The following is a 13,102-nucleotide window of genomic DNA, read 5'->3' as shown; positions in this document are numbered from 1 at the left end:
GACGAAGGAGCACGAAGAACCATGTCGACGTCCGTGACCATGCCGCGGCTCGGGGAAAGCGTCACCGAGGGAACGGTGACCCGCTGGCTCAAGGCCGAGGGTGACCAGATCGAGGCCGACGAGCCGTTGCTCGAGGTGTCGACTGACAAGGTCGACACCGAGGTGCCCTCCCCCGCGTCCGGCACGCTGCTGAGCATCAAGGTGGCTGAGGACGAGACGGTCGAGATCGGCGTGGAGCTGGCGGTCATCGGTGCGGCCGGGGAGGGCGCCGGCGCCGCGGCGCCGCAGCAACCGGAAGCCGAGGCCCAGCCGGAGCCGGAGCCGGAGCCTGAACCGCAGGCCCAACCGGAGCCCGAACCGGAGCCCGAACCGGAGTCGCAGCCGGCGGCAGAGGCACCGGCGGCCGTGCAGGCGCAACAGGAGCCAGAGGCCCAACCACAACCGCAGCAGGCACCGGCGCCGCAGCAGGCACCGGCGGCATCCCCACCGTCGCGCAGCCCGGACGTCGAGGACGACGCGGCGTCCGGCCCCTACGTCACGCCGCTCGTGCGCAAGCTCGCCACCGAGCACGGCGTCGATCTCGCCGAGGTCGAGGGCACCGGCGTCGGCGGCCGGATCCGCAAGTCCGACGTGCTGAGCGCCGCCGAGCGCAAGCAGCAGCAACAGCAGGCCGCGCAGCAGCAGAGCGCCCCGGCGCAGCAGCCGGGCGCCGCGTTGCCACCGCATCCGCAGGCGACCGCCACGGCGATCGCGGGGACGGCGACAGCTGTGCGCGGTACGTCCGAGCCGATGTCGCGGATGCGGCAGGTCATCGCGTCGCGGATGGTCGAGTCGCTGCAGACGTCGGCGCAGCTGACCACCGTCGTCGAGGTCGACGTCACCCGCATCGCGCGGCTGCGCGATCGCGTGAAAGCCGACTTCGAGGCCCGCGAGGGCGTCAAGCTGACGTTCCTGCCGTTCTTCGCGGTGGCGGCGATCGAGGCGCTGAAGGCGCATCCGGTGGTCAATGCGTCGGTCGACATGGACGCGAAGACGATCAACTACCACGACGCGGAGCACCTGGGGATCGCCGTCGACACCGAGCGCGGCCTGTTGGTGCCGGTGATCCACAACGCCGGTGACCTCAACCTCGGCGGCATCGCCCGCAAGATCGCCGACCTCGCCGAGCGCACGCGTACGAACAAGGTCGCCCCCGACGAGCTCGGCGGCGGGACGTTCACGCTCACCAACACCGGCAGCCGCGGGGCACTGTTCGACACGCCGATCATCAACCAGCCGCAGGTCGGCATCCTCGGGACCGGCGCAGTCGTCAAGCGACCCGTTGTCGTCCCGAGCGCCGACCTCGGCGAGACGATCGCGATCCGGTCGATGATGTATCTCGCGCTGTCCTACGACCACCGCATCGTCGATGGCGCGGACGCGGCGCGCTTCCTCGTCACGGTGAAGGACCGGCTCGAGGGCGGGGCGTTCGAGAGCGCGCTCGGCCTCGGCTGATGCGGGTCGTCCTCGCCGGCGCGTCCGGGCTGCTCGGTACGGCACTCAAGGCGTCGCTGCGCGCGGACGGCCACGAGGTCAAGACGCTCGTGCGGCACGCCACCGACCAGCCGGGCGAGGACAGCTGGGATCCGGCGCAGGGCCTGGTGGATCCGCAGTTCCTGGCCGACGCCGACGCCGTGGTGTGCCTGTCCGGCATCGCGGTCGCCGGGCGGCGGTGGAACGACGCGTACAAGCAGCAGATCCTGCGCAGCCGGGTGGACAGCGTCGGCACCATCGCCCGCTCGCTGGCCGAGTACGGCGGCCCCACGACCTTCGTCGCCGCATCGGCGGTCGGGTACTACGGCGACACCGGCGACCGCGAGGTCGACGAGCAGCAGCCGCCCGGGGAGTCGTTCCTCGCCGACGTGTGCAAGCAGTGGGAAGCCGCCGCGGAGCCGGCCCGGCTGGCCGGTGTACGGGTGGCGCACCCCCGGACCGGGCTGGTTCTGGCCGCAGACGGCGAGCTGCTCAAGCGCATCAAGCCATTGGCCAAGGCAGGCGTCTACGGCAGGCTGGGCAACGGGCGGCAGTACATGCCATGGATCTCGATGGCGGACGAGATCGCGGCGCTGCGCTTCCTGCTCGAGCACCCGATCAGCGGCCCGGTGAACCTCACCGCTCCCGACCCGGTGACCAATGCCGAATTCACCAAGACGCTGGGGCGCGTGCTGCACCGGCCCACGGTGTTCGTCGTCCCGCCGTTCGGCGCCCGCGCCGTGCTCGGTGAGTTCGCGGGCGAGGTGCTCGGCGGCCAGCGCGCGCTGCCGACCGCGCTGCTCGACGCCGGTTTCCGGTTCGCGCACACCGACCTGGCCGGCACGCTGCGCACCGAGCTCGGCTGACGCGGGGTCAGGCGGCGCGTAACGCGCTGATCTGCATGCCGGTGCTGGCGCGCACCAGTTCGAGCCGCAACGACGTCGGGCCGGCGCCACCCGCCGACCCACGCTGGCGCCCGGCGCACATCAGTCGCGACGCGGCCAGCGTGGCCCGCGCCGTGACGACCACGCGCGTGGCGCCCGCCGACAGGACGCGCACCTGCGCGTAGGCGGTGCGCACCCCGGCCAGCCCGCAACCGGCCGGCACCGTGCGGCGCAACTGCGCGGCGTCGGCGGCGAGCAGCGCCGACGAGGCGTAGACGCGGCGCAGCACCGTGGCGTCGCGGGTCGCGAAAGCGGTGGCACGCAGCCGATCCAGGGCGTCCAGCGCGGCCGCGGCCGAGGTGGCCGGCGAGCCTGCGACGACGCCTGCCCGAACCGGCCCGCGCCCCCGCGGGCGGACCGGCTCGGGACTGTGCGTCGCGACGCGTGATGATGATTGCGCCTGCGACACCGGGACGGAAGTCCCGGAGCTTGCCGAAACCTTTCCCTGCTGCGGACGCCGCGCATCCGGACGCGCACCGGCCCACACGGTGCCGGCCGCTGCGGCCGCCAGACCGACCAGAACGGCCAGCACAACCACCAGCACCCGAGCCGACGGCCGGCGGCGACGCGGCGCAGGGACGCTCGGCCGCGGCCGCGAACCGACCATGCGGGTCGGCGGCACAGCGGCATCGTCGACACCGGACAGTCGCGCGGGCCGCTCGAACGCCGGGCGACCCGGATCGGGCGCGGGTGTACGCCGCGCGAGACGCTCGCGACGACGTTCTCGCACAGCGGCGCGCAGTGCTACGACGTCGGGCCGCGCGACGTCCGGCCGCACCGGTGTCGCGGCGTGCCGCGGACCGTAACGGCCCGCGCCCGGCGGTGCCGCCTGCGCGCCCTGTTGCCGCCCCGCATCGTGGCGCGCCGTTCGCCGACCGGCGAGCAACTCCACCGCGGTCGGGGTGCCGCTGTGCCGCAGGTCGAGTGCGAGATCGGCCGCCGTGCCGCGGCGCTGCGGATCCACGGCCAGCGCCTTGGTCAGCACCCGGATCATCGGAGCCGGCACCGAGGCCTGCGCCAGCCGCTGCGCGACGTCGCCGAGCTCGCCGCGAGCGGCCTGCGCGAGCGCCTGCGCCCCGTCCGATGCGGGCCACGCCGGCGCTCCGGTCAGCGCGTGCAGCGCGACCGCGGCGAGCATGAACACGTCGCTCGGCGGTCCGGGAACGCAGCCCGCGGCGACGGACGGATCGACGTACGCAGGCGTACTTGCGGCGTCGCGGTCGTCGCCGGTCAACCGCGCAACGCCGACATCGGCGAGCAGCGCGGAGCCGCCCGCAGTGAACAGGATGTTCGCCGCGCTGACGTCGCCGTGCACCACGCCCTCGTCGTGCAGGTACGCGAGCGCGGCGCCGATCGGGGCGACGGCGGTGATGACCTCTCCCGGCGTCAGCCGGCCGCGCGAACGCAGCAGGTCAGCGAGCGATCCGCCGTCGGCGAGGTCGAGCACCAGGACCAATGCGTCGTCGGCAGGCGCCACCGCATGCAGGCGCACCAGGTGCGCGTGATCGAGCGCGGTGAGCAGCGCAGCTTCGGCACCGACGTCGCGGCGCTGGCCGGCCCCGGCGTCGGGAGGCAGCGCGATGCGCTTGAGTGCTACCGCCTCGCCGCTCGCCGCGACGCGTGCCCGCCACACCTCGCTGCTGGCGCCACGGCCGATGCACTGCTCCACCACATAGCCGCGCAGCCGCCACGAACCGGTCATGGCCCGACGCTAGGTGCCCGGCGCCCGCGGAATGCCGTTGTCCACAGGCCTAATCTGAGCGGTGATGAACGCCGACGAACCGACCATCCTGGCCACGTCCGGCGGTGTGGTGCCCGGCACCCGCACCCGATGGGAGCTCGGCCCGCTGACCGAGTTCGCGATCGACCTCGCCGGCATCGACGGCCGCCGGCCCAAGGTCTGCTTTCTCGCCACCGCGATGGGCGACGACCTGTCGATGATCCACTATTTTTACGACGCCGCACGACTGCGCGGACTGGACGCGACGCACCTGTCGCTGTTCCCGATGCCCAACATCGAGGACGTGACAGGTCACCTGCTGGCACAGGACGTCGTGTGGGTGTGGGGTGGCAGCGTCGCCGGGCTGCTCGCGATGTGGCGCCTGCACGGCGTGGACGACGCGCTGCGCACGGCATGGCAGGCCGGCGTCGTGCTGACCGGCGTCTCGGCCGGCTCGATCTGCTGGCACGTCGGGGGCACCACCGACTCGTTCGGGCCGGAACTACGTCCGATCACGAACGGGCTCGGGCTGGTGCCGTTCGCGAACGGCGTGCACTACGACTCGGAGAACCAACGCCGGCCGCTGTTCCAGTCACTGATCGCCGACGGCACGTTGCCGGCCGGTTACGCCACCGACGACGGCGCCGGCGTGCTGTACCGCGGCACGCGATTCGTCGAGGCGGTCACCGAGTCCGACGACAAGCACGCGTACTGGGTCGAACGCGGCCCCGACGGCAGTGCCGTCGAGACCACGCTCGACACCCGTCGGCTGTAGCGCAAGCCCCGTGATCAACAGCACGATCTGGCCGCTCTGGCGACCATCAAGTGCTGTTGATCAAGGGAGAAGGGGCTCAGTCTTGCGCCCCTGCCGCCGAGAGCTTGGACGGCCACCAGATCTTCTTGCCGATGTCGTACGCGAGCGCCGGAACGACGATCGAGCGCACCAGGATCGTGTCCAGCAGCACGCCGAACGCCACGGCAAACCCGATCTCGGCGAGGAAGACGATCGGCAGCACACCGAGCACCACGAACGTCGCCGCCAACACCACACCTGCCGACGTGATCACCCCGCCCGTGACGGCGAGTCCGCGCACGATGCCCTGCCTGGTGCCGAACTCCAACGTCTCTTCCCGCACCCGGGTCATCAGGAAGATGTTGTAGTCGATGCCCAGCGCCACCAGGAAGATGAACGTGAACAACGGGAACGCCGGGTCCGCGTTCGCGAAGTGGAACACGTGGTTGAAGAACAACGAGCTGACCCCGAGCGTCGCCGCGTAGGACAGCACCACGGAGACGATCAGCAGCACCGGGGCCAGCAGCGCCCGCAACAGCAGACCCAGCACGACGAGGATCACCAGCAGCACGATCGGGATGATCAGTTTGTTGTCGCTGCGCGACGCGTTCTGGATGTCGAGGTACGTCGCCGAACTGCCGCCGACCAGCGCGTGCGCACCCGGGACCTCATTCACGGCCGAACGCAGCCGGTTCACCGTGGCGAATGCGGGCGGCGAGTCGTAGCTGTCGACCAGCGTCGCGCCGACGAGCGTCTTGCCGTCGTGCGGGGTGACCTGGATCTGCGGGGTCGGGCACTGGTTCGCCAGCCCCTTCGCCGCAGCCGGGTTCGCCTTGAACGCGGCCGCCGCCTTGGCGTAGTCGATCTCGACGCACACTGCGTTGGGCGCGGTCGAGAGGCCCTTCATCCCCTTGATCTTCGCGATGACGGCATCGGCCTTGTCGGCGTCCACCAGGATGTCGGCCGGCGTGCCCGCACCGCGGGCCTGCGGGAAGGCGTTGTCGTAGATCTGCTGACCCTTCACCGCATCCGGCTTGTTGGTGAAGCTGTCGGTCGTCTTGATGCCGTCGGTCTTGAGCCCGAGCACCCCGATGACACACGCGATCAGCACCACGCCGCCGATACCCCAACTGCGCTTCGGGTGCCGGACGACCGCCGGCGCGATACGCCCCCACATGCCGTGGGTGGCGATGTCGGCCTCGTGGTCGACCTTCGGCTTGCGCGGCCAGAAGACCCACCGGCCGGCCAGCACGAGGATCGCCGGGAGCACCGTCAGCATGATCGCGACGGTGCAGGCGATGCCGATCGCGCACACCGGGCCGAGGCTGGCCGTCGACTTGAGGTCGGCGAACGACAGGCAGATCAGGCCGAGGATCACGGTGGCGGCCGAAGCGCCGATCGGCGGCGCCGCGCCGCGCCACGCAGCGGCCATTGCGTTGATGCGGCTCTCGTGTTCGTGCAGCTCCTCGCGATATCGGCTGATGAGCAGCAGGGCGTAGTCCGTACCGGCGCCGAGCACGAGCACGTCGAGGATGCCGGCGGACTGGCCGTTCAGCGTGATGGTGCCGTTCTTGGCGAGGCCGTAGATCACCGCCGTCGCCAGGCCGAGCGCCGCGACGGCACAGATGATCGGGAAGACCCACAGCACCGGACTGCGGTAGACGAAGAGCAGGATGACGATCACGATGATCAGCGCGGAGAACAGCAATGAGCTGTCCAGGCCGCCGAAGGCGTCGATGAACGCCACGAGCAACCCGCCGGCACCGGCGCTCTTCACCGTCAACCCGGACGGCGTGCCGTCGCGCGCGTGCTTGAGCACCGCCTTCTCGGCAGTGACCAGATCCGGGCCCTTCGAGTCCTTGTTGCCTGCCTTGCCGACGAGCGGCACCGAGATCGAGGCGACCGTGCCGTCCTTGCTGAAGACGGGTGCGCCGATGTTGTCCGACGCGACGAGGTTGATCTTGCCAGTGCGGAAGTACTGCGCGTCCGAGGCGGCCTTCGCCTTGTCCGCGTCCGTGAGGCCGCTCGTGCGCTGGTAGACCACGAAGCCCGGGATGGTGGCCTGGCTGTTGAACTTCTGCGCCGCGTTGCTGACCTTCGTCGAGTCGGCGGACTCGGGCAGGTATTCGGAATTGTCGTTCTTCTGGACGTCCTGGGATTTCGACTGGAAGGAGTTGCCGCCGAGTCCGGCGAGCAACAGCACCAGCGCCAGCAGTCCGAAGGCGATGAGAATCGCCGTGCGCGGTCGTCGCGCGCCAGCGGCCGGCTGCTCCAGCCGCTCGTCCACCATGGTCATCGCCAAAGGTCCTTCCTGATCCGGTCGGTCGAACCGTAGCGGCCCGGGACGACTGTTCTCGACAGGGTTTCCACCTAGATGACCCTTGACATTCGTCATGAACCGCAGGCGGGCGGGCGCCCCGCCGGACGGACTACCGTCGAGTCATGACCGAACTGGACGTCGTCGACTGCGGCACGGTCGACTACCGGGCGGCGTGGGCGCATCAGCGCGAGATCCACGAACAGGTCGTCGCGGGTACCCGGCCGGACACGATCCTGCTGCTTGAGCACCCGCCGGTGTACACCGCAGGCAAGCGCACCGAGCCGTGGGAGCGCCCCGCGGACGGCACACCGGTCGTGGACGTCGACCGCGGCGGCAAGATCACCTGGCACGGGCCGGGCCAGCTCGTCGGCTACCCGATCCTGCGGCTGCCGGACCCGGTCGACGTCGTGGCCCACGTGCGGCGCATGGAAGGCATGTTGATCGACGTCTGCGCCGAGCTCGGCGTGCCGGCGGGACGGGTCGAGGGCCGCAGTGGCGTCTGGCTTCCTGCCGACGCGCGCCGCCCGGAACGCAAGATCGCCGCCATCGGCATCCGCGTCGCGCGCGGCGTCACGCTGCACGGCTTCGCGCTCAACTGCGACCCCGACCTGCATGCCTACGACCGCATCGTGCCCTGCGGGATCGCCGACGCGGGCGTCACGTCGTTGAGCGCCGAGCTCGGCCGTGACGTCACGGTCGGCGAGGTCCGGCCGCTCGTCGAACGACACCTGCCGGCGCTGCTCGCAGACGGTTCGCAGGCACCGGCGGTCGCCGCCTCCGGCGTAGGCTCGACGCAGTGACGACGGTGCACTCCCCCGCCCCTGACGGCAGGCGGTTGCTGCGGGTCGAGGCCCGCAACACGCAGACCCCGATCGAGCGCAAGCCGGAATGGATCAAGACCCGCGCGAAGATGGGTCCGGAGTACACCGAGCTCCAGTCGCTGGTCCGGCGCGAAGGGCTGCACACCGTCTGCCAGGAAGCCGGCTGCCCCAACATCTACGAGTGCTGGGAAGACCGCGAGGCCACGTTTCTCATCGGCGGAGACCAATGCACCCGGCGCTGCGACTTCTGCCAGATCGACACCGGCCGGCCCCAGCCGTTGGACCGCGACGAGCCGCGCCGGGTGGCCGAGAGCGTGCGCACCATGGCGCTGCGCTACGCGACGATCACCGGAGTAGCGCGCGACGACCTCGTCGACGGCGGCGCCTGGCTCTATGCCGAGACGGTTCGCCAGATCCATGAACTGAATCCGGGGACGGGCGTCGAGCTGCTCGCGCCGGACTTCAACGCCGTGCCCGAGCTGCTGTCGCAGGTCTTCGCGTCGCGGCCGGAGGTTTTCGCGCACAACGTCGAGACCGTGCCGCGGATCTTCAAGCGCATCCGCCCGGGATTTCGCTACGACCGCTCACTGGGCGTCATCACCGCGGCTCGCGACGAGGGCCTAGTGACGAAGTCGAACCTGATCCTCGGCATGGGCGAGGACCGCACCGAGATCAGCCGGGCGCTGCAGGATCTGCACGATGCCGGCTGCGAGCTCATCACCATCACGCAGTACCTGCGGCCGTCGCCGAAGCACCACCCCGTGGAGCGCTGGGTCAAGCCGCAGGAGTTCGTCGAGCTGCGCGAGGAGGCCGAGGACATCGGCTTCGCCGGGGTGATGAGCGGGCCGCTGGTGCGCTCGTCGTACCGCGCCGGCCGGCTCTACCGCCAGGCCGTCCAGCAGCGCGCCTAGTCGCGCTCGCGCCCGTCGACGACATCGCGCCCCGACCCGGCTGACCCGGGCCCAGGGGCGCGACGACGTTAATGGATGCGGTAACCCGCGTCAGCTGACGTAACGGCCGTACCGGACGTGCTTCGACCAGATGTGCTGGTGCTTGATGCCGCCGCCCGGTGTCGTGGCGGCGTACTGCTCGCCGTGCCCTGCGTAGATGGCCACGTGGTAGGCGTGCCCGCCACTCATGTAGAAGATCAGGTCACCGGTCCTGCGCTGCTTCTTCGAGACGCGATGCATGTGGTGCATCCGCCGCTGCGACTCGGCGTTGTGCGGCAGCTTCGCCACGTGCGCCTTGTTGTAGACGTACTTGGTGTACCCCGAGCAGTCGAAGCCACGCCGCGGGGACGCGCCGCCCTCGCGGTACCTCGCGTGGTGCACGTACCGCTTGGCCACGGCGACGATGCGCTGCGACGCGGACTGCTGCGTCGCGGCCATCGCCTGCGGCGCAACCACCGCCGCGCCGACGAGGCCGACGGCGAGCATCAGCCCGACCAGCCCACTGCGCACGGACCGCGGGCGCGGCTCCTGCGCGTCCGCGCGTGACATCCGGTGCCGACCGGGCGCAACGGCCGTGGTCACGACTTCAGCCGTCCGTAGCGGATGTGCTTGCCGTGGATCTTCTTGTGAGTGATCCCCTGCCGGGGGTCGGTCGCCGAATAGGTCTTGTTGTGCCCGGCGTAGATCGCGACGTGATACGCGTCGCCACCGCTCATGTAGAACACGAGGTCACCGACCTTGCGGTGCTTCTTCGAGACGTGCTCGACGCGGTGCATGTCGCGCTGGCGTTCCGCGTTGTGCGGCAGCTTCGCCACGTGCGCCTTCTTGTAGACGTACTTCGTGAATCCGGAGCAGTCGAAACCGTGCTTCGGCGAGGAACCGCCGTACCGGTACCGGGCGTGGCCCACGTACTTCTTCGCGACGGTCACGATGCGTTGCGACGTGGATGCGTGGGTCGCGGCACCGGCTCCGGGTGCGACCACGGCCACCGACGCCACGCAGAGCGCGAGCGTCCCGGCGATGATCACCGCGCGAGCCCGGCCGGCGAACCGGCGGATCGGGGCGAGACGGTGTCGGCCGCTGGACCGAGCACCTTCGGACAGGGTGTGCGGAGTGCGGGAAAGCACTAGGCGAAGACCTCCTGGTGTTTCGGGCAATCCGGCCACCGTTCCATAACGGATTGATAAAGACCAACTCAGGAACCCGGTCGGACCGCCAACGTGGCCCACGCCACCGGCGCTCTATCCTCGACACCATGGCGAACACGGCTGGGCGCGCGAAGGCGCCCAAGCTCAGCAAGGCGGACAAACAGGCGCTGCGCGGCGCGAAACGCGCGAAGCGTCGCGAGACGTGGGGCAACCTCAAGCAGGCGTTTTCCCTGACCCGGCAGCAGGATCCGAAATTCCTGCCCCTGCTGGTGCTGGTGGCCGTGGTGGCTGCTGCGGTGGTGTACCTCATCGCGTTCCTCGTGCTGGGTTCGCCGTTCGTCCCGATCCCGCTGGCCGTGCTGTTCGCGCTCGCGGCCGGCATGTTCTTCTTCTCCCGACGTGCCCAGAAGACGATGTTCGCCCAGGCCGAGGGGCAGGCCGGCGCCGCGGGCTGGATGCTCAAGCAGCAGTTGCGTGGTGACTGGCGGCTCACCGAGGCAGTCGCCGGCACCACCCAGCTCGACGCCGTGCACCGGCTGGTCGGCCGGCCCGGGGTCGTGCTCGTCGGTGAAGGCGCGCCGCACCGGGTCAAGGGACTCATCGCCCAAGAGAAGAAGCGCACCGCGCGCGTCGTGGGCGAGACGCCCATCTACGACGTCATCATCGGCACCGGCGAGGGCGACGTCCGGCTCTCCAAGATCAACCGATACCTGCTCAAGCTGCCGAACAACATCTCCAAGGATCAGGTCGGCACGCTGGAGAAGCGCCTGGCCGCACTGAGCACCACCCGCGCCGCGATGCCGAAGGGCCCCGTGCCGCAGGGCGCGAAGATGCGCAACGTGCAGCGCACGGTGCGCCGCCGCTCGTGACGTTGTCGGCCAATGCTCCACAGGCCTACCGCGGCCAGGCGATCGGCCTGCCGCGCACCGGCCCCGGATCACTGACCACGAGCGGCCCGCGGCTGGGCGCGTTCGTCGTCGACGCGGTCGCCTCGACGCTGATCGCCGCCCTGTTCGTGCCGCACCACGGGCACACCGGCAATGCCATCGCCGACCGGCTGCCCGGCACGTGGAGCCTCATCCCGCTCGCCGTCGACTACATCGTCGGCAGCCTGGTCGCCGGCCGCACGGTGGGCATGTACCTGTTCGGCCTGCGCCTGGTGCGCGTCGGACCGAAGGTCGCCGTGGACCCGGGCCGCATCGTCGTACGCACCGTCCTGCTGTTCCTGCTCGTCCCCGCCCTCGTCTTCGACCGCGACGGCCGCGGCCTGCACGACCGGGTCTCGGACACCGCGGTCGTCCGAGCCTGACCGTCAAGCCGAGGTTGAGCTCGAACGGGTGCGCCCCATCGCCGCGGAAACAGCGTCGAAACATTCGGGACACGGACGCGATACCGCGAGTTCGATACGGTCGGGCCTTCCGCACTGCGCATCGGAGGATGGATGTTCACCAGTTCCGACGAGGTTCTCGCCTTCATCAAGAAGGACGACGTCGAGTTCATCGACGTCCGGTTCACGGACCTGCCCGGCCAGCAGCAGCACTTCAACGTACCGGTCAGCACGCTGCCGGACGACTTCTTCACCGACGGCGTCATGTTCGACGGCTCGTCGATCCGCGGCTTCGCCGAGATCCACAAGTCGGACATGAAGCTGATCCCCGACGTGACCACCGCCTATGTCGACGCGTTCCGCCGCACCAAGACGCTGAACATCGTCATGTCGATCGTCGAGCCGCGCACGGGTGAGCCCTACGAGCGCGACCCGCGCCAGGTCGCGTCGAAGGCCGAGGAGTGGCTCAAGACCACCGGCATCGCCGACACCGCGTTCTTCGGTCCGGAGGCCGAGTTCTACGTCTTCGACGACGTCCGGTTCCAGACCACGCCGAACGAGGGGTACTACCACATCGACTCGGTCGAGGGCGCGTGGAACACCGGTCGCGTCGAGGACGGCGGCAACCGCGGTTACAAGACGCGGTACAAGGGCGGCTACTTCCCGGTGCCGCCGGTGGATCACTACGCGGACCTGCGCGACCAGATGAGCAGCGCCCTGATCGCGGCCGGGCTGGAGATCGAGCGCGCGCACCACGAGGTCGGCACCGCCGGTCAGGCCGAGATCAACTACAAGTTCAACACGTTGACGGCGGGCGCCGACGATCTGCTGAAGTTCAAGTACATCATCAAGAACATCGCCTGGGAGGCGGGCAGGACGGCCACGTTCATGCCGAAGCCGCTGTTCGGCGACAACGGCTCGGGCATGCACTGCCACCAGTCGCTGTGGAAGGACGGCAACCCGCTCTTCTACGACGAGCTCGGATACGCGGGCCTTTCGGACACTGCGCGTTATTACGTCGGCGGCCTGCTGCACCACGCGCCGTCGCTGCTGGCCTTCACCAACCCGACGGTGAACTCCTACCACCGGCTGGTGCCGGGCTTCGAGGCGCCGGTCAACCTGGTGTACAGCGCGGGCAACCGCTCGGCCTGCATCCGTGTGCCGATCACCGGTACGAACGCGAAGGCCAAGCGCATCGAGTTCCGCGTTCCCGACCCGTCGGCGAACCCGTACCTCGCGTTCTCGGCGATGCTGATGGCCGGCGTCGACGGCATCCGCAACAAGATCGAGCCGCCGGTGCCGGTGGACAAGGACCTCTACGACCTGCCGCCGGACGAGCTCGCAGCGATTGCGCAGGTGCCCGGTTCGCTGAACGCCGTGCTGGACAACCTCGAGGCCGACCACGAGTACCTCACCGAGGGCGGCGTGTTCACCGAGGACCTCATCGGCGCGTGGCTCGAGTACAAGCGCGACAACGAGATCGACCCGATCCGGCTGCGTCCGCACCCGCACGAGTTCGAGCTCTACTTCGACGTGTGACCTGACCTGACGACCGGAGGCCCTGGGA

General features: G+C 70.1%; 12 protein-coding genes. 8 read left to right on the top strand and 4 right to left on the bottom strand.

All coding sequences use genetic code 11. The features are described 5' to 3' along the window. The first annotated feature begins 21 nt into the window (after positions 1–21). Together sucB and ACFFCN_RS02310 are read left to right on the top strand one after the other, a co-directional pair. Positions 22–1,494 carry a 2-oxoglutarate dehydrogenase, E2 component, dihydrolipoamide succinyltransferase gene (sucB, locus tag ACFFCN_RS02315; RefSeq protein ID WP_375489323.1) on the top strand — a complete coding sequence of 491 codons (1,473 nt, stop codon included), beginning with the start codon at positions 22–24 and terminating at the stop codon, positions 1,492–1,494. Continuing rightward, positions 1,494–2,378 (top strand): TIGR01777 family oxidoreductase, encoded by an 885-nt coding sequence (locus tag ACFFCN_RS02310; RefSeq protein ID WP_375489321.1) that lies wholly within the window; start codon positions 1,494–1,496, stop codon positions 2,376–2,378. The genes sucB and ACFFCN_RS02310 overlap by 1 nt, the downstream gene beginning before the upstream one ends. Positions 2,379–2,385: 7 nt before the next feature. Here ACFFCN_RS02310 and ACFFCN_RS02305 read toward each other — a convergent pair whose 3' ends face one another. Then, entirely contained in the window at positions 2,386–4,158 is a 1,773-nt protein-coding gene (locus ACFFCN_RS02305; RefSeq protein ID WP_375489319.1) for a protein kinase, read from the bottom strand. Between the two features lie 64 nt (positions 4,159–4,222). Between ACFFCN_RS02305 and ACFFCN_RS02300 the strand changes: the two genes are divergently transcribed. Beyond that, positions 4,223–4,951, top strand: a complete 729-nt coding sequence (locus tag ACFFCN_RS02300) for a Type 1 glutamine amidotransferase-like domain-containing protein (protein WP_375489317.1) — start codon at positions 4,223–4,225, stop codon at positions 4,949–4,951. 76 nt (positions 4,952–5,027) lie between these two features. On the opposite strand, the gene ACFFCN_RS02295 is transcribed toward ACFFCN_RS02300, so the two are convergent. Beyond that, positions 5,028–7,265 (bottom strand): MMPL family transporter, encoded by a 2,238-nt coding sequence (locus tag ACFFCN_RS02295; RefSeq protein WP_375489315.1) that lies wholly within the window; start codon positions 7,263–7,265, stop codon positions 5,028–5,030. Between the two features lie 146 nt (positions 7,266–7,411). Between ACFFCN_RS02295 and lipB the strand changes: the two genes are divergently transcribed. After that, positions 7,412–8,089, top strand: a complete 678-nt coding sequence (lipB, locus tag ACFFCN_RS02290) for a lipoyl(octanoyl) transferase LipB (protein WP_375489313.1) — start codon at positions 7,412–7,414, stop codon at positions 8,087–8,089. Between the two features lie 5 nt (positions 8,090–8,094). Further along, complete coding sequence (gene lipA / locus ACFFCN_RS02285) at positions 8,095–9,021, top strand: lipoyl synthase (RefSeq protein ID WP_375489429.1); 927 nt, start codon at positions 8,095–8,097, stop codon at positions 9,019–9,021. Between the two features lie 90 nt (positions 9,022–9,111). Here the strand turns inward: lipA and ACFFCN_RS02280 are convergent, their stop codons facing one another. After that, entirely contained in the window at positions 9,112–9,642 is a 531-nt protein-coding gene (locus ACFFCN_RS02280; RefSeq protein ID WP_375489311.1) for a C40 family peptidase, read from the bottom strand. After that, complete coding sequence (locus tag ACFFCN_RS02275; protein WP_375489309.1) at positions 9,639–10,088, bottom strand: C40 family peptidase; 450 nt, start codon at positions 10,086–10,088, stop codon at positions 9,639–9,641. The genes ACFFCN_RS02280 and ACFFCN_RS02275 overlap by 4 nt, the downstream gene beginning before the upstream one ends. 227 nt (positions 10,089–10,315) lie before the next feature. On the opposite strand from ACFFCN_RS02275, the gene ACFFCN_RS02270 reads away from it, so the two are divergent. The 3 genes from ACFFCN_RS02270 to glnA all read left to right on the top strand — a co-directional run bounded on the left by ACFFCN_RS02270 (position 10,316) and on the right by glnA (position 13,074). Further along, positions 10,316–11,077, top strand: coding sequence for a DUF4191 domain-containing protein (locus tag ACFFCN_RS02270; protein WP_375489307.1), 762 nt, complete (start codon positions 10,316–10,318; stop codon positions 11,075–11,077). Beyond that, the gene (locus ACFFCN_RS02265) at positions 11,074–11,517 is read left to right on the top strand and encodes an RDD family protein (RefSeq protein ID WP_375489305.1); all 444 of its coding nucleotides are present in this window, start codon (positions 11,074–11,076) and stop codon (positions 11,515–11,517) included. Before ACFFCN_RS02270 ends, ACFFCN_RS02265 begins: the two co-directional genes overlap by 4 nt. A 132-nt stretch (positions 11,518–11,649) precedes the next feature. Next, the gene (glnA, locus tag ACFFCN_RS02260) at positions 11,650–13,074 is read left to right on the top strand and encodes a type I glutamate--ammonia ligase (RefSeq protein ID WP_375489303.1); all 1,425 of its coding nucleotides are present in this window, start codon (positions 11,650–11,652) and stop codon (positions 13,072–13,074) included. Positions 13,075–13,102: the final 28 nt, after the last annotated feature.

Source organism: uncultured Jatrophihabitans sp. (genome assembly GCF_964246335.1).
GTDB lineage: Bacteria > Actinomycetota > Actinomycetes > Mycobacteriales > Jatrophihabitantaceae > Jatrophihabitans.
This window is presented reverse-complemented; position numbering and strand designations above follow the sequence as displayed.